Raw genomic sequence first — 24,195 nt, 5'->3', positions numbered from 1 at the left:
GGTGCCGACAAAGTCGTGTGCGAGCTGCTGGCACGTCGCCTCAAACCTTCAATCCAGATCGTCAGCATCACGCTCGATAACAAACGCAAGCTGCTGCCGGATTGCGGAGAGGCGACATCTCAGTTATTCAAGGATGGATGCGAGCGCGTGGTCATCGTGTGGGACCTCTATCCGCCATGGCGTGAAGCTGGGGCTAAACCCTGTCGAAGAGAAGACCGACAAACTATTGCGCGATCACTGAAGAAGGCGAAGGTCTCATCGAAACACGTGTATCTCGTTTGCATTGAACAGGAATTGGAAGCCTGGTTGATTACGGACGGAAGGGCCATCTCACAAGTCTTGTCTCGACCGGCCCATCCAGTCCGAGTTGCTGATGTGAAGAGCTCCGACAAAGTCAACAACCCGAAAAAACGGATCATGAAAACCTTTCTGCAACATACTGGTCGTCCTTACACCGACCGGATCCATGCCAAGCAGATCATCGAAGTGATGCCTGACTTGAACAGGATCAAGCGCTGTGCCTCTTTCATCCGTTTCGCCGCCAAGGCAACCGGGGTAGCGTTATAGATCTTGAAAATGTGGCCGCTATGAGAATCCTAATCGGAGATATACTGAAGTCGAAGGCGCAGACGCTGATCAATACGGTCAATTGCGTGGGCGTTATGGGAAAAGGGATCGCGCTTGAGTTCAAGAACCGATTCCCGGACATGTATGAGGATTACGTTAACCGATGCCGACGTGGTGAGGTGAAACCCGGCGTCCCGTACCTCTACAAGACGCTGTTCCCGCCACAGATCATCAATTTCCCGACCAAGGACCATTGGAAGTCGATCTCCAAACTGAGCGACATCGAGCGTGGACTGCAACACCTCGTGGAGCGTTATCGGGAATGGGGTATCACGTCATTGGCCATTCCTCCCCTGGGATGCGGCAACGGACAATTGGAATGGCGGGTGGTTGGCCCCGTGATTTATCGGTTCGTGAAGGACATGGGTATTCCCATTGAGATGTATGCCCCCTATGGCACGCACCCGAAAGAACTCACAGTAGAGTTTTTGGCTCAAGACACCGATCGGCATGCAGAGCCGGCCGCTAAAAATGGCCAGTCAGCACTGAATCCGGCTTGGGTGGCCTTGGTTGAAATTCTTGCTCGCATCGAGCAACAACCCTACCATTGGCCGATTGGAAGAACGCTGTTTCAGAAAATCGCCTACGTTGCCACCAACGAAGGGTTGCCAACCGGGTTACATTATCAGCGAAGCAGCTTCGGCCCGTTCTCAGGCGAGTTGAAAGCTCTCGGAGCGAAGTTGGTCAATAATGGCCTGCTACAGGAAGAACGCCGTGGGAAGATGTTCATGGTCACTGTGGGGCCGAACTTCAGCCGCATTCGCCAGAAGTATGTGCCAGCCTTTGAACAATGGGATAAGGTCCTCGACAAGACCGCCGACCTATTCACCAGGGTCAACACTGATCAAGCCGAGGTCATTGCTACCGTTTTGTTTGCTGCCCGTGAACTTGCGGGAGCACAGCGCGAGGTACCTTCTGAGATGACGGTACTGGAGGCGGTCATGCAGTGGAAGCAGAAACGTCGTCCGCCTCTTGATCGAAGTACGGTCGCCTCGACCATTCGCAATCTCGCCACCTTGAGATGGCTGGCTATTACGGCCGATCCAAATCTACCGGTGCCGGAGGATGAGGCCATCCCAGCCTAGATCGTGGGTTCACAGACAGCATGCCGACAGCTCTTGTGTGGCGTTCTTCTAGAGATGCGCGGTTCCCTTCACAGCTGGCTCAGTACCTCGGCGCTGAGGCTCCTTCTCGGATTGCCTCCATTGGGAATCCCGAAATCCTCAACAGCAAACCCCTCGCTCTTATCTGTTCGGTGAAATGTCCTGGCAACATCATCCTCCAAACCTACGACCTTGCGAAGAAGTTACGTGAGGCTGGTGTGCCGGTTATTGGCGGTTTTCATTCGCCGATGGAACAAGAGTGTTTGCGGATTCTTCTACGCGGAATGCAGCCGGTCATTGTGTGCCCAGCTAGGGGACTTCAGGGGATGCGGATACCGTCGGAACATAAGCCCGCTTTTGAAGAAGGTCGGCTTTTGTACCTCTCGCCGTTTTCTGACACAGTGCGCCGCGCAACCGTTGACACCGCTCTGCGTCGCAATCGCTTTGTGGCCGCCCTGGCCGAGCACATTGTCGTTCCCTACGCCGCTCCTGACAGCAAAACCTTCGAACTGTGCCGGGTTCTCACCTCATGGAAGAAGCCTGTCTCCACGCTGGCGAGTGAAGCGAACGGCGCGCTTCTCAAGCTGGGCGCACGATCGGTGGAGGGATCTGTCGATGAGTTCGCTCTTAAGTTTTAGTCACCCGCTGTTCGGACGAATACAAAGTACCGGGAGTCTTTCCTGAGCCAGTGCGGGGTCACCGGTCTGGTCCGATGACCAACCGGCTTGAAGCGCTGACTCCCGCGGTTTAGCTCAGGACACCAGGAACCGGACACAGATGCTGGTCTTTCTCGATGATTCCGGAGACCCCGGCTTTAAGGTAAAGAAGGGCTCCTCTCCCTGCTTCGTGATCGCCTTGGTGATCTTTGACGATCATTTGGAAGCTGAGACCTGTGCCGTGGAGATCAAGAAACTGCGGCGTGAGTTGGGCCTGACCGATCATTTCGAATTCAAGTTCAGCAAGTGTTGCGATCGCTTTCGGAAGGCCTTCCTCACACGTGTGGCGCAATCCACGTTTCGTGTGCGTGCGATCGTGATGCGAAAGAGCGTGATTTATAGTCCGGAGCTCCGGCAGTCCAAGGACAATTTCTATCGATATGCTATCAAGATGGTGTTGCAGCATAGCTTTGGGACCATTCAGAAAGCCCGCCTGAAAATGGACGGGCACGAAGATCGGGAATTTCGGCGGGAACTTTTCTCGTACCTTCGGAAACAGCTTCAGATCAACCGTGATGGGGAGCCAATTCTGGAGGATGTGCGGATCGTGGATTCAAAGAATAACGTGCTTATTCAACTGGCGGATATGGTGGCCGGTACGCTACGGAGGCATGCCGAGTAAGAAAAACCGGACGCCATTCAGTACAGAAACCTCATCGCGAAGCATATCGAAGATGTGTGGGAGTTTCAGTAGGTGGCGAGGGAGGTAAAAATTCGACCCAGCCCCTATCCCGAGGATTCTCGGGGACGCGCACCATACGGTGACAGTTCGGAAGCTGGGTCTTTGTAGCGATAACCGTACAGTACCGGTGCCGTACCTGTCAAATGTACGTTGATGTTGATTGAGGTTCTGCAGGCGGCCAAGTCACAACCCATCGCTATTCCGACAGAAATGCTGTGGCGACCAGAGCAGCGGCTCCTCCCGCTTGCCATTGTGGTTCGACAGGGGAGAATACTAACAGTGTGTTGACAAACTATACGAGGACCTTGGAAACGAAGTCGCGTCTGAGATCGCAAATGCCAGCAGAATACCTTGCAGGCTGTTCAGAAAGGCCGTCCAGCAAGGCCGCAGCGAGCGCAGAGGCGGAATCGTACTCTCTGCCGTACGGTGAGCCTCTAAGCGACGCGAGAACGCAGCTGGAGGCCTTTGTCAACAGCCTGCTAATGTACCGGGAGTCTTTGCTGAGCAAGTGCGGAGTTACCAGCCGGGGCCGATGACCATCCAGCCCGAAGCACGGAATCGGGATTTTCCCTTGCCCCTCGATCTGCGGCGGAAACCCACATGTACCGAGTGTACGTCGCGACGCGGCCCCGGCACGCCCTTCACCGATCCTGACACCATTCACTCGACTGGCTGCTAATTGTGTGAGTATTCGCTAGAATAGCGCCGTGTCGGTCTTCGAGCCCATATTCCAGATTCTCAATGCAGCAAAAGTGCGATATGTCGTTGTAGGCGGGCTGGCGACAGTGCTGCACGGACATGCGAGACTGACTGCTGATGTCGATTTGGCCATCGATCTTGCTCCAGAGGAAGTGGCCAAAACGATCAGGGCGCTGGAGGGTCAAGGATTTCGCCCGCAAATTCCGGTCTCGGCGAACGCGTTTGTCGATCCGACAACACGTGAATCATGGTGGCGCGAGAAGCATATGAGAGCGTTTTGTCTCGTCGATCCGGCCAATCCAATGAGGGTGGTGGACTTGCTGCTCAAGCCGGAGGTTCCCTTTGAAGAACTGTGGGCTCGTTCGCAAGAAGCCATTGTGGGTCAAACGACAGTCCGAGTTGCCTCTCTGAATGACCTGATTGTCCTGAAGCGGCACGCCGGCAGACCGCAGGATTTGGAAGACGTCACCCATCTGGAATCTATTCGGCAACGGAAGGCAGATCGCTGACATGGCCGGCGAGCAGCCAATTTCTCTGAAGACGGCGCATCAGGCGAATTGGACCGCTGAGGATCAAAGTCTCCTGGGCGCCACGCTCGCGGCCACGCCGACCCAACGGATAGCCTGGCTGGAGGAAGCGCTGCGCCTTGCCTATGCCACCGGCGCGTTGAAGCCCAAGCGACTGATCACCAAGCAGGAGTGGGACGCGATGGGGTCCACGCCCCAATAATCACGTGGGCGGCCGCAGAAGGAACCAGCCCATACATGTTCAGTTTTTGGCGCTCACCCGAAACCTGGCTTGCGATGCAATATGACTATGAGCTTCGGCAGGCAAGGCGATGTGTGAAGTTCGGTAGTGTCGGCAGAGTCAAACTCACAGCGACTTGACCCCCTTGGTCCACCCGGCCTGCCACAGGCGTCGCCGATCATTTTCGGATTGGGGCCGGCACCTTTCCGGATTGGGGCCGGCACCTTGCCGGGAGTCGGTGCGTCACTGCACCTTCTCTTTCGCCGTGACCCCTTCAACCGGATGCAGGGCGAAGAATGTTTCGTAAATGGCGTCGTCGATCCGATTGAGCTTGAATTGAAAGTCATCGAAAAACTCGTGCAACCCGCCCGACAAGATGTCCGCCATATCGATGTAGTCCATTTCAGATCGTAACCGCCCCAACCGCTTTTCCGCCAAATTGCTATGCCGATCGCTTGCCGATCCGGCGATCGCATGCAGTGAATCTTCAGCCTTGATCAGGCAATAGCGGATGGTTCGTGGAAAGTTCGGGTTGAGAATCAGAAATTCGGCCACCCGATTGGGCGAAATGCGGCCATGCTGTTTGCAATACATCTCGAGGGCGCTGGCGGACTTCAACAGTGCGGACCACTGGATGATATCGAACGGTGTGCCGACTTCGCTTACGGTCGGGAGCAACATGAAATACTTCACGTCGAGGATGCGGGATGTCTTGTCCGCTCGTTCCAGCAGGCGGCCAAGCCTGGCGAAGTGCCAGCCTTCTCCATGCGACATGGTGGCATCGGTGATTCCCAGGAAGAGATGACTGGCGGCCTTGACGTCCAACAGAAACGCGTGGAGGTTGTGGCTGGAGAGTCCCATGGACACGGCGTTCTTGACCATCAAATGAAAGCGGTTGACCTGTTCCCACATATCGGTGGAGATGATTTCCCTGACCGACCGTGCGTTCTCACGGGCGGCCACGAGACAGGACAGGATCGAATTGGGGTTTGCCGCGTCGGCGGAAAGAAATCGGATCACGGTCTCCCTCGTCGCTTTGCCGTAGCGGTCCGCAAACACCTCATGGTCGCCTGTCGTGGCGACCAACGGTTCCCATTGCTCGGCGGTTCCCCTAGGAAGGTCGAGGGTGAGGATCAGATTCACCTCGATGAATCGAGCATAGTTCTCGGCACGTTCGACATAACGGTTCAGCCAATAGATGGAACTGGCCACGCGACTCAGCATATGTGATTAGAACCTATCTCAAAATTCTTTCATGATGGGGTGAGGTCCGTTGTCGTCATTCCCGCGCAGGTGGAAATCCAGTCTTTTCGGGACTTTCTGGATGCCCGCTTTCGCGGGCATGACCAGTTCTTACTGGAACAGCCATTTCGAGATAGATGCTAGACGCACACCGCACGCGGTTTCGCAGAGCCGCATCTAGGGTATTGCTCATGAGAGGACCCATGTATCCTTGTTCCCGCCTCCTTGCGATGAATTCACCACGAGGGAGCCCTTTCGTAACGCCACGCGTGTCATGCCTCCAGGCAGCACGTAGACATCCTGAGCGTACAAGACGTAGGGACGCAGATCGACGTGACGCCCTTCCAAATGATCCTCCACGAGGGTAGGCACCCGCGAGAGCGCCAGCGTGGGTTGCGCGATATAGTTCCGCGGATCCGCCTGAATACGCCGGGCGAACTCTTCACGCTCCTGCTTCGAAGCATGGGGTCCGATGATCATTCCATATCCCCCTGCTTCATTCGTGGCCTTCACGACGAGCTCGTCCAGGTGTTCCAGTACATAGGTCCGATCCCGTTCTTCGGAACACACATAGGTGGGGACGTTTCGAAGGATGGGTTCCTCCGCCAAGTAGTACGTGATAATCCTGGGGACGTAGGCGTAGATCGCTTTGTCGTCCGATACGCCGGTGCCGGGCGCGTTGACGAGCGCCACTCTCCCTCTCTTGTACGATTCCATGAGACCCGGCACCCCGAGGACTGAATCGCGTCGAAAGGTGAGCGGGTCCAAATAGTCGTCGTTGATCCGCCGATAGATGACGTCCACGCGCTGCAATCCCTTGGTGGTCCGCATGTGTACGGATCCGTCCACCACCACCAGATCGTTGGCTTCGACCAATTCCACTCCCATCTTTTGTGCGAGCAGGGAGTGCTCGTAATAGGCTGAGTTGTAGATTCCGGGTGTCAAGATCACGACGGTGGGATCGGGGACATCCGAGAGATAGCGGAGCGTGTCCAAGAGCTGGCTTGGATAGCCGTCGACCGGCCGCACCCGATAGGCGTCAAACAGCTCTGGGAACGTCCGCTTCATGACTTGCCGGGCTTCCAGCACATAGGCGACACCGGACGGGCAGCGCATATTGTCCTCGAGGACATAGTAGTGACCGTCGCTGATACGGATCAGATCGATCCCGGCAATGTGGCACCAGATGCCTCGCGGTGGGTTCAGACCCATGCAGGGCTGCAAGAAACCCTTGCTGGAAAAAATCAGCTCGCCGGGGACCACTCCGTCTTTGAGTATGCGCTGATCGTGGTAGATGTCGTCGATGAAGAGATTCAAGGCGCGCATGCGCTGGCGAAGCCCGGACTCGATGTGCTCCCAATCCCTTGCCTCGACAATCCTGGGCACAATATCGAAGGGAAAGACCTGCTCATGCCCGTCGGTGCTTCCGTAGACGCCGAACGTCATGCCCATGTTGAGAATGACGCGCTCCGCCGCCTGCTGACGTTTCCTGAGTTCCCCCTCCGGTAAGGAGGCAAATTTTCTGAGGAGTAAGGAGCTCCCGGCACGTGGCTGCCCCTTGCCCTCGTACAGTTCGTCGTAAAATCCCTCAGGGTCGTACCCGGAGAACCGTATGCTCATCCCGACCTTTCGACAGCGGTCTCGGCCCTGTGCCGCCTCTTGCTCGCACCTCCGCCGTAGGGGTGAAGCATCGTTAGACTATCGTCCAATTGGAATCTCGATCACCAACCCACCCATCACGTCATTCAGCTTGAAATCCTTCTTCGGACTGCTTGGGTGCTGGTTGTGGCAGTCAATGCAGGCTTTCGTGACGGCATGATCGGCGTAGATCGCTTGAAAATAGCGCTGATCGCCGATCTTGACGGTGCCTGTCGACGCTCGATCCGGGTGGTCGCGCACGGCTTCGAGCCCGGCCTTCTCCGCTTGGTCGTAGGGGGCATTCTGAGGGTTGATGGGCCACAGGCTGATGAGACGGTAGCGGACCTTGACCCCGGTTTTCGCGGCGAGTTCGCTCGACTCCATCAAGAACTGGGCGGGTAGCGGCAACCGGTTCGTTTTCGCGCGCCAATCTTCAGCGGCGACCGACCCGCCTTCCTTCTGCATTCGCTCGACCACATGAACGGTATAGAACGTTCGGTCCGCCTCGATGACGGCATGAATGTAGTCCGCGACGGTTTCGGGAGGGATACCTTCTCGGTCCGAGGCTCCCCCGCGATCCGCGAGCAGCACGCTGAGGCCCACTATGACGCCGGCGACGAAGACGATCCCTCTCATGCCGCGATCTCCTCTCGTGAAAGGTGGGGCCAGCCTCCGGCCTGTAGCATAATCCCTCTTCCCACGAGGAGGCAATCGACAGTACTCTCCGATTGCATTCAGGGGAATCTCTTTAGTAGCGTGGACCCGATATGATCACGGAGTTTGTCGTCACGTCCGGAGAACTGCCGAAGCGGCTGGATGTGTTCCTCGTGAACCGGGAGCGAGACATTTCGCGGTCCGCCCTGCAACGATTGATTGAACTGGGCCGCATCCGCATCAACGATCAATTCGTCAAGCCCAGTCAGAAGATCAAGCCGGGCGACAAGATTACGATGGATGTGCCGAAGCCGGAACCTCTGGAAATCAAAGGCGAGGCCATCCCCCTGGAGGTCCTGTTCGAGGACGAGCATCTGCTGGTCTTGAACAAGCCCCCCGGCATTGTCGCGCATCCGGCTCCCGGCAATTGGTCCGGGACCCTCGTCAACGCCCTCCTCCACCACTTTCAGACATCGGGCGGCACCATCTCATCAATCGGCGGCAAGGAACGGCCCGGGCTGGTCCATCGCCTGGATAAGGAGACTTCCGGCGTCATGGTCGTGGCCAAGAATGATCAGGCTCATAGACACCTCGCTATGCAATTCAAACAGCATACGATTGCGCGAGTCTACGAAGCGCTTGTGTGGGGCGTGCCGAAAACGGGCCGAGGAGTGATTGATCTGGCCATCGGACGAGATTCCAAGGAACGGAAAAAATTCTCCGCGCGCACGGCCCGGCCTCGCACGTCCGTGACGGAGTATGTCGTCCATCGTCGGTTTGCCAAATTCGCGGCACAGGTCCTACTCTATCCGCGGACCGGTCGCACTCACCAGCTACGGGTGCATGTATCTTCGCTGGGCCATCCGATTCTCGGCGACCCCACCTACGGAGGACGCAAGGTCTGCCGCATCGAGGGGCTGGACATTCCCCGGGTCATGCTGCATGCCAGGACCTTGGGTTTCACGCATCCCTCGACGGGAGAGTTCCGAGAGTATACGGTATCGCTCCCCGTAGATATGGAGGAGGTCAGGCGGCACCTGGATCGGACGATTCTCGGCCAGAGCCGAGAGACGAGAGCTTCTCCATTGTCCTATACGAAGAAGGTGATCTCATGACTGTTGCAGATGTGCTTGAAACCGTCGGGGGGCTGACCTCGCAACTGAAGGCCTATGCGGCCAAACTGCCATCGATTGTGTACCTGACCGTGGTGCCGACCGGCATCAAGCCCAAACCGGAAGCCATCGAGGAATATGAGCAGCTCGTCTCTCGATTTCGCCATCAGAGCGCCGGCACTCCGTACAAAGGGTTGAACGAGCCGCTGATCGAATCGCTGGAGGCGTTTGAAGTCGGCAAGCTGCTCGGTTCGGTCCAACCCCTGTTGGCCGTGCTCGATCACCTGGAACGGATGCAGCGAGACAACGAGGCCGCGATCGGTCGTACCGACGAAAAACGGCTCCTCGATTACCGTGCCGCGCTCCACAAGATCCTGCCGGGGAACAAGCCGGAATTGGATGGAGCTGGACGAGGGCTATGAGAAGTGCTGAGTCCTGAGAAATGAGCGCTGAGATCTATCGGAAGGGTGGTTGGGGTTCAAGAACGGGTCGCGCTTGGATTAATGCCCCATCTTCGGCCCCGTCGCATTGGCCCCCTCTGAGATCAGTTTGAATCGAACCAGGGAACCGCAGTGCGGACACTTCGCGCGGATCGTCTGTTCGTCGAGCAGCTCGTACTCGTCCTGCTTCAACCACATCAACTGGAAACATTTCGGACAGCTGCGGACTTGCGTTGCCATGAGTTTCCTCGTACACTAGCCCCGTTTCGACTCACCCGCGGGGAGATACTTTAGTACAAGATGCCTTCTGCCCTCAAGACCGCCCTGGTTTTTTCCGACAAGAAGGATCTTCAGGCGGCACAGCTCCTCGGGCTCTTCCACCAAGCACCCTGGGCCAAAGATCGGACCCTCGAGGATGCCAGGGACATGTTGCGGCACACGGACCTCATCGTCAGTGCGTGGGATGGTGAGCATCTGGTGGGCTTTGGGCGAGTCTTGTCCGACTTCGTCTACCGAGCGACGATATGGGATGTGATCGTCGACAAGACCTACCAGAAGCAAGGGATCGGGACGGAGATCGTTCAGCGCATCCTTCAGCATCCTCGGCTGCGTCGAGTCGAACTCTTCTGGCTGTGCACGAGGCGCCCGGCCTTCTATCAAAAGCTGGGATTCAGCGCCAAGGAACAGACCGGGATGGTCTGGAGTCGATCGAAGCAGGCTAAACAGGAATGACGCGATAGACCCTCGCTCGAAGGCGCCCTTTCCGGCCCCTGCTCCCCGCTCTCCGGTTCAGAAGAACAGCTTCACCCCGAACAGAAATCCGAAGGACGAGTAGTTCCAATCGTTGTCTCTCACGTTATTGATGGTTACGTGTCCGTCGTTCCGCTTGTAGGCCATTTCGGCATTGAGCGCGAACTGTTTCGTCAGGAGCCAGTCCGCGCCCCAACCGAGCCGCCAGGCCAAGGTGTTGCTGGGAGAAATGGTCGTCCCTCGGATCGAACTACTCTCTCCGAAGCTGTTGACGTTCACGCCCAGACCCATGTTGATATAGGGAGTGATCGGACCCCAGCGCACCGGACGAAGTTCGACCGTCGGCATGACCGAGACGGTGTCTTGGTGTCCCAAGTCGACACCAGGTCGTTCGAGATCCATCCCGTGCCGCTCCCATTCCAACATCAGGCCGACTAAAAACCATCTGTTGAGGCTATACATCGCCTGGAAGTTGAGGAGCGATCCGACATCGGTCGAGGTGTTGGCGCTCACCTGTTGGGTGACCGGAGCAAAACCCGCCCGCATCCCCAACATGAAGGTTCCTGGGGCGATCCCTCCCTCTTCCGTCTTCCACTCTTCCGCCGATGCGGCACCGGCTGCAATGCAGAAGATCAGCAGACCTGCGCACAGTGCTCCTGCAAGGTGCCGACGCCTACTTATCTCGTTCATAGGTCCTCCTTGGATGCGCGCCAGGTACACGAAGGGCCTAATTTAATGCCTTTCCCCGCTCATGGCAAACCGAGAATTCAGCAGGTACAGGTCCCTCTCGTCCCTCAGTGACGGTCAATTGGCTGGGAGAAGCTCATCGACGGCGCTCCGGTCGAGCGACGCCTTTTGGGGGAGAACAGAATGGACAGGAAAAAGAGGCTTGTGGACAAGAGAACGATGGCGGGACCGGAGGGGACATCCCACAAGGCCGAGATCAACACCCCGCACACGGCCGTGGTCATGCCTATGAATAGCGAGTACCAAGTCAAGGTGGACAGGCTGTGCGTCAGCTGATACGCCGTCGACGCGGGAATCAAGATCATGGCAAACACCAAAATCGCGCCGACCGTCTTGAGTGAGACGACGACGGTGAGGGCGATCAGACTCAGCAACAGGAAAAAAATGCGACGGGCCGGCACGCCGGATGCCTCGGCCATTTCTTGATCGAACGCGATGAAGTACAGCTCTTTGGAAAACAGCAGCATCAGGCCGATGATGAAGATGCCGAGCCACATGATCGTGCGCAGTTCATCGTTGGTGACGGACAGGACGTTTCCGAAGAGATAGCCGTACACCTCCGCATTGTATGTCTTCATCAGTCCGATGAACAGAATCGCCAGCGCCATCGTGGCGGTATAGAGAATGCCGATCGACACGTCCAGTTTCATGCGGCCGTGTTCCTCGACCCAGCCGGTGATCCACACGGTCGTCAAGCCGAACAGCACGGCCAGCGCCAACGGCGACCATCCGGTCAAATAGCCGAGCGCGACGCCGGCAAATGCGGCGTGAGCGGTCCCGGCTCCGACGAACGCCAGCCCACGCAGGACGACGAACACGCCCACGACGGAGCACAGGCCCCCGACCAAGGCCGCCGCCAGCACCGAACGCTGCATGAAATCGTAGGCAAAGAGTTCTAGCATGGCCCGGTCTCAGTGGTGGTGGTGGTAGTCCTCGACGAGGATGGTATCGTGTGCGGTGATGACCACGTCCTTCCCATAGACCTGACGCAGGATGTCGGGCTTCAATACCTCGGCGGGAGGGCCGGAGGCGAACAAGCGGGTTTTCAACAACACCAATCGATCCACTCGAGAACGGATCATATTGATGTCGTGTGTAATCAGGAGCACGGTGAGTCCGAGCTCCTCATGAAGCTTCTGCACGAGATCGATGACGCTGTGCTGAGTGGGAATATCGAGCCCCGTCGTCGGTTCGTCCAGCAACAAGACCTTCGGCTGCTGCGCGAGCGCTCGTGCAATGAAGACCCGCTGCTGCTGTCCGCCTGACAGCTGTCCCAACGCCGTGTCGCGATGCGCATCCATTCCGACATGCGCCAGGGCATCGACCGCGATGTCCCGGTCTCGACTTGTCGGACGCGCAAACAAACCGAGGGCCCCGTATCGTCCCATCATGACGGTTTCGAGAACCGTCACCGGAAAGTTTCGATCCACCACTCCCTTCTGAGGCAGGTAGCCGATTCTGGCCCGATGGTGACAACGCAACTTGTCGCAGGCGCAGTCGAAAATTCGGAGATGTCCGGAGATCGGCGGCAGCAGACCTAACACCGCCCGGCACAGGGTCGTCTTGCCGGATCCGTTCGGGCCGATGACCCCGATGAAATCCCCTTCGTGGATATCCAGCGAAATGTCCTCGAGCGCCACGACGCCCGGAAACTGGAATGTGGCATGGTCGAAGCGAATGATGGCCTGTGGAATGACGGCCTGTGAACGGAGTGACACGCTCACGTCTCCGGGGCGGGTTGCGACAGCAAGAACGTCTGGTCAAGCGGCTTCGAGAGCATTGACCAATTGGAGCACATTGTAGCGCAACATGTCGAGATAGGTTTCCGTTCGAGGCAATCCGCCCGGAAGGGTCGTCAGCACCACAACGCGGGCGCCGGTCTCCTTTGCCAGGAGTTCGGGAAATTTCTGACTCAGTTGAATTTCGGAGACCACGACTTTGACCTTGTGCTGTTTCATCGTCTGAATCAGCTCTTGGATATGACGCGCACTCGGCTCGCCTCCCGACTGCAATTGAATCGTCCCGACGATATCGAACCGGAATCGCCTGGCCAGATAGGGCCAGGCCGGGTGGTGCGCCACGAACTTCCGGTCGGACAAATCCTTGACCCTTCCACTCAGTTCCGTCTGCAGTCGGTCGAGGCGGGTGAGATAGGCTGCCTGATTTCGGCGATAGTCGTCCGCATGGTCCGGGTCGGACTGTATCAGCGCTTCGGTGACGTGTCGGATCATCGTGGCCGCATTGGTCGGATCCAGCCACACGTGCGGATTCCCTCCGACCGTCGGCTCCTCGCGTGCATGGTCGTCCTCCGGGATGTGGGCATCGCCGATCAGCCCTATCCCGGTGGAGGTGGTGACGACACGCAGGGAAGGGCCTCCGGCATTCTTCACAAGAGGGGATACCCATATCTCCAGTCCGATCCCAACTTGAAAGAAGAGGCGGGCTTTGCGTACGGCGATGAGGTCGCTTGGTTTCGGCGAATAGGTATGTTCGTTCTCATACCCCTTCAACAGTGAGGTCACCGAGACATGCGGCCCTCCGACCTGCTCGACGAAGTCCTTGAGCACGGGGATGGTGACGACGATGTTCAGAGCCTCACGCGGACCGGCGGCCAGCGCGTTGGCGGGAATGATCACGCAGCACAGAAGCTGTAGCACGAGCAGCAGGACGCACCGGCTCGATCGCAAGAGACGCTGGGGCATGGGGGGGCGACCGTAACATCGGGACCAGACGATGTCAACGCGACCAGCCCACTCGCCCGATTGACGCACCGGCGGCTTGACCGCGGACGAGAGTTCCATTAGCGTAGCGGCGCTCAACGACACCTTGACCAGCGGAGGATGAGAGTCATGAAGGTGATTGGACTGATGTCCGGGACCTCGGGCGACGGAGTCGATGCGGCATTGGTTGAAATCACAGGGCGAAAGCGATCGCTTCAAGTGAAGACGCTTGGCACAGAAACACTCGCCTATCCGCGAACGCTTCAGCAACGGATCCTCACCGCGTCGGTATCGGGAACAGTCGGAGAAATTTGTCACCTGAATGCCCTGTTGGGCGAATGGTTTGCCGATGCAGCCTTGCAGATTATTCGGGTGGCCAAGCTTCGTCCCTCCGACGTTGCGCTGATCGGATCACACGGCCAAACCGTCCATCACCTTCCACACGGCATTCAGGCGCCTGGTGTAGGCGCCATCCGGTCAACGCTGCAGATCGCCGAGCCGGCGGTCATCGCCGAGCGAACGGGGATTACCACGATTGCGAATTTTCGGGCTCGAGATGTCGCGGCCGGCGGTCAAGGCGCTCCCCTCACCCCTGTGGTTCATGCCCTCCTTCTCCGACACCCCCGTCGCGCGAGGCTTGTGGTGAACCTCGGTGGCATCAGCAATGTGACGTATATTCCTCCGGATTATACGGAGGAAGGGGTTGTGGCGTTCGACACCGGTCCCGCAAACATGGTGCTCGACAACCTCGTGGCTCGTACGACGAACGGCCGTCTTGCTATGGATCGGGATGGGAAGATGGCGCTGCGCGGGAAAGCAGACGGCAGGCTGTTGAGCAAGCTGTTGGCTCATCCCTTTCTGTCTCAACCGCCTCCGAAGTCGACCGGGAGAGAGGAATTCGGGGTGACGTTGGCCGAAGAACTGCTCGCGGGGCCGCAGAAGCTGTCCTTGGACGATCTCCTCGCGACATGCAGTGCGTGGACGGCCAAAGCCGTCGGAACGTCGCGTCGCTGGATCAGGGGACGGATCGACGAAGTCGTGGTCGGAGGAGGCGGGGTTCGCAATCGGGCGATCATGGCTCAATTGTCCGCCGTATTCGCTCCCGTACCGGTGACCACGTTCGATGCATTGGGATGGGACAGCAAAGCCTTTGAGGCGGTCGCATTCGCCGTCTTGGCCTATCGAACGGCCAAGGGACAGTGGGGAAATCTTCCGGCGGTGACGGGAGCCGCGCATCCGGTTATTCTGGGGGCGATCGTTCCGGCCGGCCCACGGTGGGCTCGACTGTTCAAATAAGTGAGCCGGTAGGATGGATCATGTATTCTTCTGGAGTGGTCTGGCCATAGGTATCTACGCCATGTGGCGGTTCACGGTCCGCAGGAAACCGACCCACACGGAAGCGCTCGCGCTCCCGACCGGCGTGATCTTGGAGCCGCAGCCTCCGCTCAGCGACAAAGACCTGCAGCTCTATAATCTGCTCCGGATGGCCGCGCAGGATCGGTACATCGTGCTGGCTCGCGTTCCGCTGATGTGCGTTGTACGGGTGCAAGCCGGAGCAACGGGGCGAGTTCAGATGCTGCGCCGCCTGGCGCTCAAGAATTTGGATTTCGTGCTGATTCATCCAGGATCGCGGCTGGTCGAACATGTCGTCCAGGTCGAAAGTGATCAGCAATCGGACCCACGCGAAGCGGAAAAACGGCAGGACATCCGGAGAATCGTTCAAGCGGCGGGAATCAATCTGGTTGTTCTCGAGATGGATCGATTCTACTCCGTCCAGCAGCTGGGAGATATGTTGGGCATCGGCGGCGAGTGAGCGTACGCGATGTGTCTGAGGTCGTCATAACGAATGCGGCCTCTATTCAGGCGCCATCGTCGTCGCTTCGATTCGTGACTGGTCCACCTCGAGCGCCTTTCTCGCCGCCTCGGCTTCCGGGCTGTCCGGATATTCATCGAGCACGCGCTCGTACATGATCCGCGCTTTCTCATAGTCCTTGAGCCTGCTGTAGGTCTGGCCGATTTTCAGGGTCGATGCGGACAGTTTTGGGCTGAGGGGATAATAGGACACAACGTTGTAGAACGATGCCAAGGCGTCCTTGTAGCGGCCCATTCTATACTGACACTCCCCGACCCAGTATTGTGCATTGGCAGCGAGCGCCGTTTGGCCATGAAGTTCGAGGAATAAGCGAAAGCCGGCCAAGGCCGCCTCGTAATCACGATGCTTGAATTCCTCCATCACCCGATCATACAGATGACGCGATGTATCCTGGACTTGCCCCGGAGCGGCGGAGGTCAAGACTGGGCTGAAACACAACGACAGGAGCACGCCGAATACTGCAACAATTCTGAGTCTGTGGGGGGTCATTGCCATCCTCCGAAGTGAGTCACAATGGCTCTAGGGATCACGAGACATCGCAATCGTCATGCCAGTTGTCGGCGGCAGTAGTTACAAGAGAGCGGCGTAAGACCTCGTCAATGCGGGGATTCGGAGCGTAGAGGTTTCCCCCACCTCCGGGGGAGCCAACAGAATTGTACGAGTCTGGCTGGGCGAACCCGCGGCTTGACAAACATGAGCCCGCAGTTCCTCATCACCGGCGCTGTCGTGTGCCTGTCACCAATATTGGCGTGACCGACGATTGGAGAGAGAGACCTCCCGGGACCGTTGATTGTGCCTGAACGATCGAGCGGTAGGACGCGAATGAAGACCGAGCAGGAGGATCAGGGCAAGCAGGAGATTCCCCCGAATCCGCTCGGGGGAAGAACGCTGGTGGTGGACGGACAGGATGCCAAGGCCTATCCGAGACCGAGTGCGGCGCTTGCCGAGGCGGAGGCGAACGACCAGGTCTTCGTCCGTTCGGGAACTTATGAGGACAAGATCTTCGTGGCGTCGCGACCGATTACCCTCATCGGCGCCGGTCGAGACCTCGTTCATATCTTCTCCCGCCGTGGCGCCCCCTTGTATCTGCAGCAGGTACCGAGCGGAAGAATCAGCGGGATCAGCTTTCGCTATATCGGGAGCGATCAACATTCCGCGATGAACCTTCTCGATTCCACCTGTACGGTGACACAGTGTCGTGCCCTGGAGGGCATTCTTTCAGGCGTCGTCATCTACGGGCCTGAAGCCCGGCCGACGTTCGTGGGCAACGAGTTCTGCGGCAATCGTGAGTCCGGCTTGTTCGTATTTGCCGGGGCACAGCCTCGATTGGCCGAGAATGTCTGCCGTGGCAATCATCATTTCGGCATTGCGGTTCGGGACGAAGGCAGTTATCCGGAGCTGGTCAGAAATCAGTGTCGAGAAAATATGCTGAGCGGCCTCCTGCTTTTCCATCACGCCAAAGCGCTCCTGGTGGACAACTGCTGTACGGACAATCTCCACTGGGGCTTGGTGATGACGCCTGACTGCAGGACGTCTCCGGATCGGGACGCACTCGAACGGTCCAACACGCTGATACCCAATCCACGAGGTGCGATATTCGTCACGGACACGCCGCTCTCCGAGATCGGGCGATGAGACGGCGCGAAGAGATGATCAGGAACCGGCATGAGCGGATTGCGTGCGGTAGCCCGAAGCCTCGTGAAAATGGAAGCCGCTGCCTCCTTGCTGCTTCGCCCGATACATCGCCTCATCCGCATGCTTGAGCAGTTCGTCTATCCCTTGATCGTCGTGGGGATAGACCGTGATTCCGATACTGACGCCGATCGACACGCTATGCCCCTTCAATTCAAAGGCCGTGGAGATCGATTCGGCGATCCGCTTGGCCACGACGACGATGCTGGCTTCCGACGGCACACCTTCCAGAATGACCGTAAATTCATCTCCTCCCATGCGGGCCACCGTATCGACCTCACGGACGCAGCTTTTCAATCGTTCCGATACCGCCTTCAACAACTCATCTCCGATGTCGTGGCCTAATGTGTCGTTTACGGCCTTGAAGCGGTCGAGATCGAGCAGCATGAGCCCGACGGGTTGCTGAAGGCGTTTGCTGCGGGCCATCGCTTGAATCATGCGATCGCGAAACAGGCTCCGGTTGACGAGACCGGTGAGGTGATCGTACTGGGCTAGATAGGTCAAGCGCTCTTCCGTGCGCTTGCGTTCGATCGCGTAGCGGACCGCTCTGGCGAGAAGTTCCGGATGGCCCTGTCCCTTGACCAGATAATCCTGGGCTCCTTGTTGCACTGCTTGCAGCGCCAGCGCCTGGTCGCTGACGCCGCTGAGTACGACCAGCGGGATTGCAGGGTTGGTTGTGTGCACCTGCCGAACGGTCGGCAATCCAAAAGCGTCGGGAAGGGAAAGGTCAAGAAGAATGGCGTCAAAGCGGGTGTGACCGATGAGCGCCAACCCGTCCGCCAGGGTTTTGACGTGGGTGATGCGGAACTCCTCTATACTCCACTCAGCCAGCAGATCCTGGGTAAACTGGGCGTCGACATCGTTGTCCTCTATCAGAAGAACGGCGATCATCGTTGGTTAGCTCATGTCGGTAACATCGCAGAGATGCACATGATTCCCCGGTCTGATTATAGCCAAGCGGGGAACGCTGAGGAACAAAAAGCAGGAATGTTGCCAATAACTCTGTGGGCGAATCAGAGATGTATAGGAGACAAGTCCCGCACGAGGACGCAGGCCGATGGACGCGATTAGCCCTGAGGGGAGAGTGGAGGGACGTTCTGATAGGAACCGGTCGGGGCCTGCTCAGGACCCACCGCCGCCTCACAAGCGTACCCAGGCTCGAAGGGCCACAGGAGCGACCGCCCGAATGTCGACCCCCGGACGTAGACGTAGCGGAAGGTGACTCCAAGCCGGTCAGCCTCTTGCTGCATCGTAGAGAGGCACCCTTCGTACGAAAAGGATCTTCTACCGAGCAAAATCGGCTCGCCTGTCTGACTATGGAAGACGGTAAATGGCTCCGCACAACCGGCGAGACTCAGAGTCAAGAGACAGAACGTGTAGGAAAGAAAACGTATCGACCGCATACGCCGATTGTAGCAGATATCGGTGGGAAATTGGACTACTGAGCAACGACCGATGAGCCGGACTTTCCGAAAACGGGGTTCCGAATCAAACGCCCAAGCCGTACCTGATCCTGACCCGGCATACAAATAAACTCCACGCCGAAGTACCGCCCCTGGCACCAGCGGACTCTCGCCAGGCCCACCGACAGGGGAGGTGTCTGGTCGGGAAGCAGGACCTTGAGTTCGAGGTATGAGCCAGAACGGACAACCTTCTTGCTGGTAATCGCGCATCCAGGAACGGAGAGGTTCAACACGGTCCCTTCCCCGACAAACGACTCACCGGCAAACACAACAGGAAGACGGGTATCTACCCTGGTACAGTAGCGGAGCTTCATGATGGAATCATCCACATTTCCCTCAGCGCTTACCGTCGTCCCGCCATATCGCCGCTAAGGTGCGGTTACAGAGAACAATAATCAGAGATCCGGCTGTCTGTCTGCCCTACAAAAGGAGGGAGGAGCGGAACTTCGGGAGTGTCTCGCAGGCTTGCTGGGCGCGCGGAGTACGCGTCGATCTCAGTGGATGAGTAGAACTAGGGAGGTTAAACAGGCTTTTCCGCTATATACTCCAAATATTTCCATAATTCTTTGGCCTCGCCCTCTCCGAACACCAACGGTGTATTGTTGGCGGATCCGCTGAAATAGATCTTCACGCTCATCTCATCCTGCCATGCTTGCACTTCGCAATAGGCGATGCTGTCGAGATTGAGAGCCCGTTTCCCTATTCGAACATAGTGCATCGGACTTCCTTCCAACTGCGCGAAATACGACCAGACTATAGCATCGATGAATGTAGCGTCCTACGAGATCGCTCATTTCCGACAAATCCCGTCCTGATACGGGGGATTTAGGTTGGTTTCTCACTGTCGGACAGACTCCTAAGCCGGAATGAATACTTCATTGACATTGGTATAAGTTGCGCCGGGGGATGGACCACCGCTCAGAACGTACAGTCGACCATGAAGGGAGACCACACCAAGTCCGTGGCGGCTTGTGGGAAGCGGAGCCCTTCTTTCCCATTTATTGGTTGCAGGGAGATAAGCATGGTTGAGATTAAAAGTCGTTTCACTGCTTTCACCACCGACGGTATAGATGATGCCGTCAATCGTCCCTGCTCCAATCCCACTTCGCGGAGTGGGTAGATGGGCCACTGTCTCCCAACGATCGGTTATCGGATCGTAGGCCTCGACGCTTGTGACGTTTCGATTGAAGTCACCGCCCAATCGTCCCCCGATGGCATAGAGTTTTTGATGAGAAACGGTTACCGCCAAATGGTCACGAGGAGTGGGAAGTGCTGCCCTCGCCATCCATGTATCGGCCACGGGATCATACATCTCCACTGCCGCTGAATTGCCGTTCGCGCCGATCCCGCCGATGGCATACAGCTTACCGTTAAGCTCAGCGAGGCCCAAGGCTCCACGAGGAGTCGGCATCGGCGCTCGTTCGGACCATGAATTGGTTGTAGGGTCGTATGCGAACACTCTTGCGCTCCGACCAGGAGGCCATTGTATGAGGCCGCCAACGACATACAGTTGATTGGCCACACTTGCCGCGCTTGCATGGTGAACGGGTATGGGAAGCGGCGCTCTCAATCTCCAACGGTCAAGCGTGGTGTCGTACTCCTCAACGGCATCAGTGCTGAGAATACCGGGTCGGTTGAAGAAACGACTCAGAATGGTCTCCATCCAATCCAGATCGCGAAATCCACCGACGAGGTAAATTTTGTCTCCGACGGCGGCGGCAGCCACCTCTGTTCGTTTGATTGTAGCCGGCGCAAGGGTTTCCCAGTGTCCAGAAGCCTGGATCGATCCTCGGGCAATTGCCCAGTGCACGAATGTGAACAGGATTACAGTGATGACCACCCAGTGCCTGGACGCTCGGGAGACGAGCCAGACATCGAAGATAAGCATGGCCGAAGCTGGATCCTCTTTGGGCACGGGAGTCTAACTCTGGCTGATACCAGTCACAGAATCAACCCATTCAGAGCGAAAAGGCATGTGGGGCCGGATCTAGCAGGCACCGTCGGTTTGGAATGGTGCAGAAGTCTTGAGGAGATAATTGAGGGGAGCTATCTGATGGGTGGTTGCGGGGGAAGGATTTGAACCTTCGACCTTTGGGTTATGAGCCCAACGAGCTACCAGGCTGCTCCACCCCGCGCGCGGAATCTAACAAAGCGTCGAACGGCAAGTCAAGCAATGGCCGAGTGCCGGTTGCATTCTCAGGAAGCAGGTGCTAAAGCGGGAGCATGCGCGTCATTTTCATGGGTACACCGGATTTTGCCGTTCCTTCTCTGGAAGCGCTCCTGAATTCCGACGATGAAGTCGTCGGAGTGGTCACGCAACCAGATCGACCAAAGGGCCGTGGACAGACATTGGCGTTCTCTCCCGTGAAGGATCTTGCCTTGCGCCGACGGATCCCCATGTTGCAGCCGGTCAAGATGAAGGATCCTGACTTGTTGGCCGCCTTGCGCGGATGGAGTTCCGACATCATCGTCGTGGCGGCGTTCGGCCGAATCCTTCCTCCATCGATTCTTTCCCTTCCCCGGAGCGGCTGTGTGAACGTACACGGCTCGCTGCTGCCGCGGTATCGCGGGGCAGCTCCGATTCAATGGGCGGTCATCAACGGTGAAACCGAAACCGGTATCACGACGATGTTGATGGATGAGGGCATGGACACCGGAGCGATCCTGCTGCAGGAACGTATGGTCATCGAGCCGCAGGACACGGCCGGGAGCCTGTCTGTCCGCATGGCCGCACTAGGCGGACGGCTGCTCATCGAGACGTTGAAACGCGTGAAAGCCGGAACGCTCACTGCGAGGCGGCAAAACGATAGCCAGGCGACGCTCGCTCCGATGCTGAAGAAAGAAGATGGACTTGTCGATTGGAACCTCTCCGCCCGCGCGCTGGTCAACAGGATTCGCGGGTTAACCCCCTGGCCCGGCGCGTACACGTTCGTGCGCGACGATCGCTGGGTTCTTTGGAACGCGGTGGCATCCGGCGAACCGACGTCTGCAGCGCCGGGCACGATCGTCAACGTGTCGAAGCAAGCGCTTCGCATTGCGACCGGCGAGGGGCTGCTGGCGGTCACCGAGCTTCAGGTCGCCAACAGCCGGCGGATGGCGGTGCCGCAGTATCTCGCGGGTCATGCGATCCAACCAGGTTTGCGTTTGGGGCCTCCGTCACCGGTTAGCCCCGGTTCCTAGACATGCCCGCCGATTCCAGACCTGCTCCCCTCGCGCACAGGCCCTCCGCACGATCGACCGCATTAGCCGTATTGGTGGAATCGACACAGTCGGACGATCCCGTCGATGGGATTCTGGAGCGGGCCTGCGCGCCGATAGGCCATGATGCGCGAGAACGGGCCCTAACGGTGGAACTCGTCTACGGCGTGCTCAGACATCAAGGAACGATCGACTGGAGATTGGAGCCGGTTCTCGACAAGTCGATGCAGAAGCTACCGCGGCTGATTCAGATGCTTCTCCGAATGGCTGCCTATCAGCTCCTCTCTCTCGATCGCATCCCTCACTCGGCGGCGGTCAACGAGTCGGTCCGGCTGGCCAAAGTCAATGTTCCGGTCCTGGGAAGGGATTGGAGCGGCTTCGTCAACGCCGTTCTCCGCGCCCTGCTTCGAAATCCCGTTGCGCCCTGGCCTTCCATGGCGGACGATCCCGTCCACTCGCTCTCCGTGCGTTATTCCGTTCCAGAATGGCTGAGCCGTCGATGGATCCATCGGCTCGGGTCTGACGCGGCCGAGGCTGCCTGCGCCCACTCCGTCACTATTCCACCCGTGACGATCAGGGTTAATCGGCTCAAGTCGACGCGTGATGACCTTCTTGAGCGGCTTCGACGAAGCGGGGTATCGGCCTCCCCGACCAGCGTGAGCCCGCTGGGTATCACGGTCGAGTCGCGCGGGCCCATCACGTCTCTCCCGGGATTTTCGGAAGGCTGCTTCTATGTCGAAGACGAAGCAGCCCAGCTCATCCCTCCCCTTCTCGGCGCGAGTTCAGGTGAGTCGATCCTTGATGCCTGTGCGGCGCCGGGAGGAAAGACGACTCATTTGGCCGAATTGATTGGAGATCGAGGGACCATCTTGGCCCTCGATAAGCACGGAACGAGGCTCGACGTCGTCGCTGCCAATTGCGCGAGACTCGGATTGCGGAGTGTCAGGCCGATTACCGGCGACGCTCGATACAGGGATGGATGGCAACGTGCGGCCTCAACTCCGCTTGCTCGCGCCGAAGTCCGACATGACCTGTTCGATCGTATCCTTGTCGATGCTCCCTGCAGCGGATTCGGAGTCTTGCGCCGGCACCCTGAGGCGAAGTGGCGGAAGCACAGCGCTGCGCTCGTCCGCTATCAAAAGCTACAGCTGGAGATCCTCGATGCCCTCAGTGCCACCTTGCGACCCGGCGGTGCGCTGGTCTATAGTACCTGCTCGACTGAGCCGGAAGAGACGGAAGACGTTATCGCGAGATTCCTCAATTCTCATGCGGACTTCCATCGCGAGTCCCTTGCTCCGTGGCTGTCAGGCGAGGCGCAGGATTTCCTGACCAGTCAGGGAGACCTGACCACGGAGAATAACCGGTACGCGATGGATGTCTTCTATGCCTCGCGCCTCAGGAAACGAGATTCATGACCAGACCTGTCCGTATCGCTCCCTCGATTCTGTCGGCTGACTTTGCGCGACTAGCGGAGGAAGTCGCCGCCGTAGAGCGCGGAGGTGCGGATTTTCTGCATGTGGACGTCATGGACGGCCACTTCGTTCCCAATTTGACCGTCGGCCCCCCGATCGTGGCATCCCTGAAAAAAGTGACCAAGCTGCCGCTGGATGTTCATCTGATGATTACGAACCCGGATGCCTTCATCCCGGAGTTTGCCGCCGCGGGGGCCGACTACCTGACCGTGCATGTGGAGGCCTGTCCTCATCTCCACCGGACTGTCCAGCTGATCAAAGAGCACGGAGTCAAGGCCGGGGTGACCTTGAACCCTGCGACCTCGCTGCGCACGCTGGATGAAATTCTTCCGGATGTGGATTTAGTTCTCATCATGTCGGTCAATCCGGGTTTCGGCGGGCAGAAATTCATCGACTCCTGTCTCCAGAAGGTCGCGAACGCCAGGCAAATGCTGGATCATGCCGGAAGCCAGGCCCTCCTGGAAGTCGACGGCGGCATCAAAGTGGACAACGCCGGCCGCATTCTGGCTGCCGGCGCGGAGGTGCTGGTGGCAGGCTCGGCAGTCTTCTCCAGCCTGGACTACGGCGCCACCATCGCGGCATTGCGAGCCGCCGAGCAGCCGGCCTCATCCCATCGATAG

Annotated in this window: 28 protein-coding genes and 1 tRNA gene; 15 read left to right on the top strand and 14 right to left on the bottom strand. The window is 58.0% G+C overall.

Annotated features, from left to right (window positions below; all coding sequences use genetic code 11):
- The first annotated feature begins 15 nt into the window (after positions 1-15).
- The 6 genes from P0111_16505 (at position 16) to P0111_16480 (ending at position 4,556) form a co-directional block, all read left to right on the top strand.
- A complete protein-coding gene (locus P0111_16505) occupies positions 16-567 on the top strand; it encodes a DUF4276 family protein (protein ID MDF0645633.1) in 552 nt (183 codons plus the stop codon).
- A gap of 20 nt (positions 568-587) precedes the next feature.
- On the top strand, positions 588-1,712 hold the full coding sequence (locus tag P0111_16500) for a macro domain-containing protein (protein ID MDF0645632.1): 1,125 nt from the start codon (positions 588-590) through the stop codon (positions 1,710-1,712).
- Between the two features lie 20 nt (positions 1,713-1,732).
- Positions 1,733-2,368, top strand: a complete 636-nt coding sequence (locus tag P0111_16495) for a DNA-processing protein DprA (protein MDF0645631.1) — start codon at positions 1,733-1,735, stop codon at positions 2,366-2,368.
- A gap of 139 nt (positions 2,369-2,507) precedes the next feature.
- The gene (locus P0111_16490) at positions 2,508-3,068 is read left to right on the top strand and encodes a DUF3800 domain-containing protein (protein ID MDF0645630.1); all 561 of its coding nucleotides are present in this window, start codon (positions 2,508-2,510) and stop codon (positions 3,066-3,068) included.
- Between the two features lie 767 nt (positions 3,069-3,835).
- On the top strand, positions 3,836-4,336 hold the full coding sequence (locus tag P0111_16485) for a hypothetical protein (GenBank protein ID MDF0645629.1): 501 nt from the start codon (positions 3,836-3,838) through the stop codon (positions 4,334-4,336).
- Position 4,337: 1 nt separating this feature from the next.
- Positions 4,338-4,556, top strand: coding sequence for a hypothetical protein (locus P0111_16480; GenBank protein ID MDF0645628.1), 219 nt, complete (start codon positions 4,338-4,340; stop codon positions 4,554-4,556).
- Positions 4,557-4,817: 261 nt separating this feature from the next.
- Here P0111_16480 and P0111_16475 read toward each other — a convergent pair whose 3' ends face one another.
- From P0111_16475 to P0111_16465, 3 genes are all read right to left on the bottom strand, one after another.
- Complete coding sequence (locus P0111_16475) at positions 4,818-5,786, bottom strand: alpha-E domain-containing protein (protein ID MDF0645627.1); 969 nt, start codon at positions 5,784-5,786, stop codon at positions 4,818-4,820.
- Between the two features lie 219 nt (positions 5,787-6,005).
- The gene (locus P0111_16470) at positions 6,006-7,436 is read right to left on the bottom strand and encodes a circularly permuted type 2 ATP-grasp protein (GenBank protein ID MDF0645626.1); all 1,431 of its coding nucleotides are present in this window, start codon (positions 7,434-7,436) and stop codon (positions 6,006-6,008) included.
- Positions 7,437-7,514: 78 nt separating this feature from the next.
- Positions 7,515-8,090, bottom strand: a complete 576-nt coding sequence (locus tag P0111_16465) for a DUF3365 domain-containing protein (protein ID MDF0645625.1) — start codon at positions 8,088-8,090, stop codon at positions 7,515-7,517.
- Positions 8,091-8,221: 131 nt separating this feature from the next.
- On the opposite strand from P0111_16465, the gene P0111_16460 reads away from it, so the two are divergent.
- Entirely contained in the window at positions 8,222-9,223 is a 1,002-nt protein-coding gene (locus P0111_16460) for an RluA family pseudouridine synthase (GenBank protein MDF0645624.1), read from the top strand.
- Positions 9,220-9,642: a hypothetical protein gene (locus P0111_16455; protein MDF0645623.1), complete on the top strand. Its 423-nt coding sequence runs from the start codon at positions 9,220-9,222 to the stop codon at positions 9,640-9,642. The genes P0111_16460 and P0111_16455 overlap by 4 nt, the downstream gene beginning before the upstream one ends.
- Before the next feature lie 78 nt (positions 9,643-9,720).
- On the opposite strand, the gene P0111_16450 is transcribed toward P0111_16455, so the two are convergent.
- Complete coding sequence (locus P0111_16450) at positions 9,721-9,900, bottom strand: hypothetical protein (protein MDF0645622.1); 180 nt, start codon at positions 9,898-9,900, stop codon at positions 9,721-9,723.
- Positions 9,901-9,960: 60 nt separating this feature from the next.
- On the opposite strand from P0111_16450, the gene P0111_16445 reads away from it, so the two are divergent.
- Positions 9,961-10,392 (top strand): GNAT family N-acetyltransferase, encoded by a 432-nt coding sequence (locus tag P0111_16445; protein MDF0645621.1) that lies wholly within the window; start codon positions 9,961-9,963, stop codon positions 10,390-10,392.
- Positions 10,393-10,449: 57 nt separating this feature from the next.
- Here the strand turns inward: P0111_16445 and P0111_16440 are convergent, their stop codons facing one another.
- The 4 genes from P0111_16440 to P0111_16425 form a co-directional block, all read right to left on the bottom strand.
- A complete protein-coding gene (locus P0111_16440) occupies positions 10,450-11,100 on the bottom strand; it encodes an outer membrane beta-barrel protein (GenBank protein ID MDF0645620.1) in 651 nt (216 codons plus the stop codon).
- 104 nt (positions 11,101-11,204) lie between these two features.
- Positions 11,205-12,059 (bottom strand): metal ABC transporter permease, encoded by an 855-nt coding sequence (locus P0111_16435; protein MDF0645619.1) that lies wholly within the window; start codon positions 12,057-12,059, stop codon positions 11,205-11,207.
- A gap of 9 nt (positions 12,060-12,068) precedes the next feature.
- On the bottom strand, positions 12,069-12,875 hold the full coding sequence (locus P0111_16430; protein ID MDF0645618.1) for a metal ABC transporter ATP-binding protein: 807 nt from the start codon (positions 12,873-12,875) through the stop codon (positions 12,069-12,071).
- Positions 12,876-12,917: 42 nt separating this feature from the next.
- Positions 12,918-13,859, bottom strand: coding sequence for a metal ABC transporter substrate-binding protein (locus P0111_16425; protein ID MDF0645617.1), 942 nt, complete (start codon positions 13,857-13,859; stop codon positions 12,918-12,920).
- A gap of 147 nt (positions 13,860-14,006) precedes the next feature.
- Here P0111_16425 and P0111_16420 point away from each other — a divergent pair, with 147 nt between their 5' ends.
- Positions 14,007-15,173 (top strand): anhydro-N-acetylmuramic acid kinase, encoded by a 1,167-nt coding sequence (locus P0111_16420; GenBank protein MDF0645616.1) that lies wholly within the window; start codon positions 14,007-14,009, stop codon positions 15,171-15,173.
- A 13-nt stretch (positions 15,174-15,186) separates the two neighbouring features.
- A complete protein-coding gene (locus P0111_16415; protein MDF0645615.1) occupies positions 15,187-15,690 on the top strand; it encodes a DUF2726 domain-containing protein in 504 nt (167 codons plus the stop codon).
- A 42-nt stretch (positions 15,691-15,732) separates the two neighbouring features.
- Here P0111_16415 and ybgF read toward each other — a convergent pair whose 3' ends face one another.
- Complete coding sequence (ybgF, locus tag P0111_16410) at positions 15,733-16,239, bottom strand: tol-pal system protein YbgF (protein ID MDF0645614.1); 507 nt, start codon at positions 16,237-16,239, stop codon at positions 15,733-15,735.
- A 333-nt stretch (positions 16,240-16,572) separates the two neighbouring features.
- On the opposite strand from ybgF, the gene P0111_16405 reads away from it, so the two are divergent.
- Positions 16,573-17,385 carry a right-handed parallel beta-helix repeat-containing protein gene (locus P0111_16405; protein MDF0645613.1) on the top strand — a complete coding sequence of 271 codons (813 nt, stop codon included), beginning with the start codon at positions 16,573-16,575 and terminating at the stop codon, positions 17,383-17,385.
- An 18-nt stretch (positions 17,386-17,403) separates the two neighbouring features.
- On the opposite strand, the gene P0111_16400 is transcribed toward P0111_16405, so the two are convergent.
- The 5 genes from P0111_16400 to P0111_16380 all read right to left on the bottom strand — a co-directional run bounded on the left by P0111_16400 (position 17,404) and on the right by P0111_16380 (position 21,040).
- Positions 17,404-18,333, bottom strand: a complete 930-nt coding sequence (locus P0111_16400) for a GGDEF domain-containing response regulator (protein ID MDF0645612.1) — start codon at positions 18,331-18,333, stop codon at positions 17,404-17,406.
- A 547-nt stretch (positions 18,334-18,880) separates the two neighbouring features.
- Positions 18,881-19,219: a PilZ domain-containing protein gene (locus P0111_16395; protein MDF0645611.1), complete on the bottom strand. Its 339-nt coding sequence runs from the start codon at positions 19,217-19,219 to the stop codon at positions 18,881-18,883.
- 206 nt (positions 19,220-19,425) lie between these two features.
- Complete coding sequence (locus P0111_16390; protein MDF0645610.1) at positions 19,426-19,623, bottom strand: hypothetical protein; 198 nt, start codon at positions 19,621-19,623, stop codon at positions 19,426-19,428.
- Positions 19,624-19,761: 138 nt separating this feature from the next.
- Positions 19,762-20,793 carry a kelch repeat-containing protein gene (locus P0111_16385; protein MDF0645609.1) on the bottom strand — a complete coding sequence of 344 codons (1,032 nt, stop codon included), beginning with the start codon at positions 20,791-20,793 and terminating at the stop codon, positions 19,762-19,764.
- A gap of 170 nt (positions 20,794-20,963) precedes the next feature.
- Positions 20,964-21,040 (bottom strand) — tRNA-Met (locus P0111_16380).
- A gap of 88 nt (positions 21,041-21,128) precedes the next feature.
- On the opposite strand from P0111_16380, the gene fmt reads away from it, so the two are divergent.
- From fmt to rpe, 3 genes are read left to right on the top strand one after another with little or no spacing between them, the layout of a single operon-like run.
- Positions 21,129-22,085, top strand: a complete 957-nt coding sequence (fmt, locus tag P0111_16375) for a methionyl-tRNA formyltransferase (GenBank protein ID MDF0645608.1) — start codon at positions 21,129-21,131, stop codon at positions 22,083-22,085.
- Positions 22,086-22,087: 2 nt separating this feature from the next.
- Positions 22,088-23,518, top strand: coding sequence for a 16S rRNA (cytosine(967)-C(5))-methyltransferase RsmB (gene rsmB / locus P0111_16370; GenBank protein MDF0645607.1), 1,431 nt, complete (start codon positions 22,088-22,090; stop codon positions 23,516-23,518).
- A complete protein-coding gene (gene rpe, locus P0111_16365) occupies positions 23,515-24,195 on the top strand; it encodes a ribulose-phosphate 3-epimerase (protein MDF0645606.1) in 681 nt (226 codons plus the stop codon). The genes rsmB and rpe overlap by 4 nt, the downstream gene beginning before the upstream one ends.

It is taken from the genome of Nitrospira sp. (assembly GCA_029194535.1).
Classification (GTDB): Bacteria; Nitrospirota; Nitrospiria; order Nitrospirales; family Nitrospiraceae; genus Nitrospira_C.
This window is presented reverse-complemented; position numbering and strand designations above follow the sequence as displayed.

What these genes read in the sequence shown, in the direction of transcription:
- P0111_16500 (MDF0645632.1), top strand. Translation starts at nt 588, where the DNA reads ATGAGAATCCTAATCGGAGATATACTGAAGTCGAAGGCGCAGACGCTG.
- P0111_16455 (MDF0645623.1), top strand. Translation starts at nt 9,220, where the DNA reads ATGACTGTTGCAGATGTGCTTGAAACCGTCGGGGGGCTGACCTCGCAA.
- P0111_16420 (MDF0645616.1), top strand. Translation starts at nt 14,007, where the DNA reads ATGAAGGTGATTGGACTGATGTCCGGGACCTCGGGCGACGGAGTCGAT.
- P0111_16390 (MDF0645610.1), bottom strand. Translation starts at nt 19,623, where the DNA reads ATGCACTATGTTCGAATAGGGAAACGGGCTCTCAATCTCGACAGCATC.
- P0111_16405 (MDF0645613.1), top strand. Translation starts at nt 16,573, where the DNA reads ATGAAGACCGAGCAGGAGGATCAGGGCAAGCAGGAGATTCCCCCGAAT.
- P0111_16460 (MDF0645624.1), top strand. Translation starts at nt 8,222, where the DNA reads ATGATCACGGAGTTTGTCGTCACGTCCGGAGAACTGCCGAAGCGGCTG.
- P0111_16480 (MDF0645628.1), top strand. Translation starts at nt 4,338, where the DNA reads ATGGCCGGCGAGCAGCCAATTTCTCTGAAGACGGCGCATCAGGCGAAT.
- P0111_16435 (MDF0645619.1), bottom strand. Translation starts at nt 12,059, where the DNA reads ATGCTAGAACTCTTTGCCTACGATTTCATGCAGCGTTCGGTGCTGGCG.
- P0111_16425 (MDF0645617.1), bottom strand. Translation starts at nt 13,859, where the DNA reads ATGCCCCAGCGTCTCTTGCGATCGAGCCGGTGCGTCCTGCTGCTCGTG.
- fmt (MDF0645608.1), top strand. Translation starts at nt 21,129, where the DNA reads ATGCGCGTCATTTTCATGGGTACACCGGATTTTGCCGTTCCTTCTCTG.
- rpe (MDF0645606.1), top strand. Translation starts at nt 23,515, where the DNA reads ATGACCAGACCTGTCCGTATCGCTCCCTCGATTCTGTCGGCTGACTTT.
- P0111_16440 (MDF0645620.1), bottom strand. Translation starts at nt 11,100, where the DNA reads ATGAACGAGATAAGTAGGCGTCGGCACCTTGCAGGAGCACTGTGCGCA.
- rsmB (MDF0645607.1), top strand. Translation starts at nt 22,088, where the DNA reads ATGCCCGCCGATTCCAGACCTGCTCCCCTCGCGCACAGGCCCTCCGCA.
- P0111_16490 (MDF0645630.1), top strand. Translation starts at nt 2,508, where the DNA reads ATGCTGGTCTTTCTCGATGATTCCGGAGACCCCGGCTTTAAGGTAAAG.
- P0111_16470 (MDF0645626.1), bottom strand. Translation starts at nt 7,436, where the DNA reads ATGAGCATACGGTTCTCCGGGTACGACCCTGAGGGATTTTACGACGAA.
- P0111_16465 (MDF0645625.1), bottom strand. Translation starts at nt 8,090, where the DNA reads ATGAGAGGGATCGTCTTCGTCGCCGGCGTCATAGTGGGCCTCAGCGTG.
- P0111_16415 (MDF0645615.1), top strand. Translation starts at nt 15,187, where the DNA reads ATGGATCATGTATTCTTCTGGAGTGGTCTGGCCATAGGTATCTACGCC.
- P0111_16445 (MDF0645621.1), top strand. Translation starts at nt 9,961, where the DNA reads ATGCCTTCTGCCCTCAAGACCGCCCTGGTTTTTTCCGACAAGAAGGAT.
- ybgF (MDF0645614.1), bottom strand. Translation starts at nt 16,239, where the DNA reads ATGACCCCCCACAGACTCAGAATTGTTGCAGTATTCGGCGTGCTCCTG.
- P0111_16400 (MDF0645612.1), bottom strand. Translation starts at nt 18,333, where the DNA reads ATGATCGCCGTTCTTCTGATAGAGGACAACGATGTCGACGCCCAGTTT.
- P0111_16385 (MDF0645609.1), bottom strand. Translation starts at nt 20,793, where the DNA reads ATGCTTATCTTCGATGTCTGGCTCGTCTCCCGAGCGTCCAGGCACTGG.
- P0111_16395 (MDF0645611.1), bottom strand. Translation starts at nt 19,219, where the DNA reads ATGAAGCTCCGCTACTGTACCAGGGTAGATACCCGTCTTCCTGTTGTG.
- P0111_16495 (MDF0645631.1), top strand. Translation starts at nt 1,733, where the DNA reads ATGCCGACAGCTCTTGTGTGGCGTTCTTCTAGAGATGCGCGGTTCCCT.
- P0111_16450 (MDF0645622.1), bottom strand. Translation starts at nt 9,900, where the DNA reads ATGGCAACGCAAGTCCGCAGCTGTCCGAAATGTTTCCAGTTGATGTGG.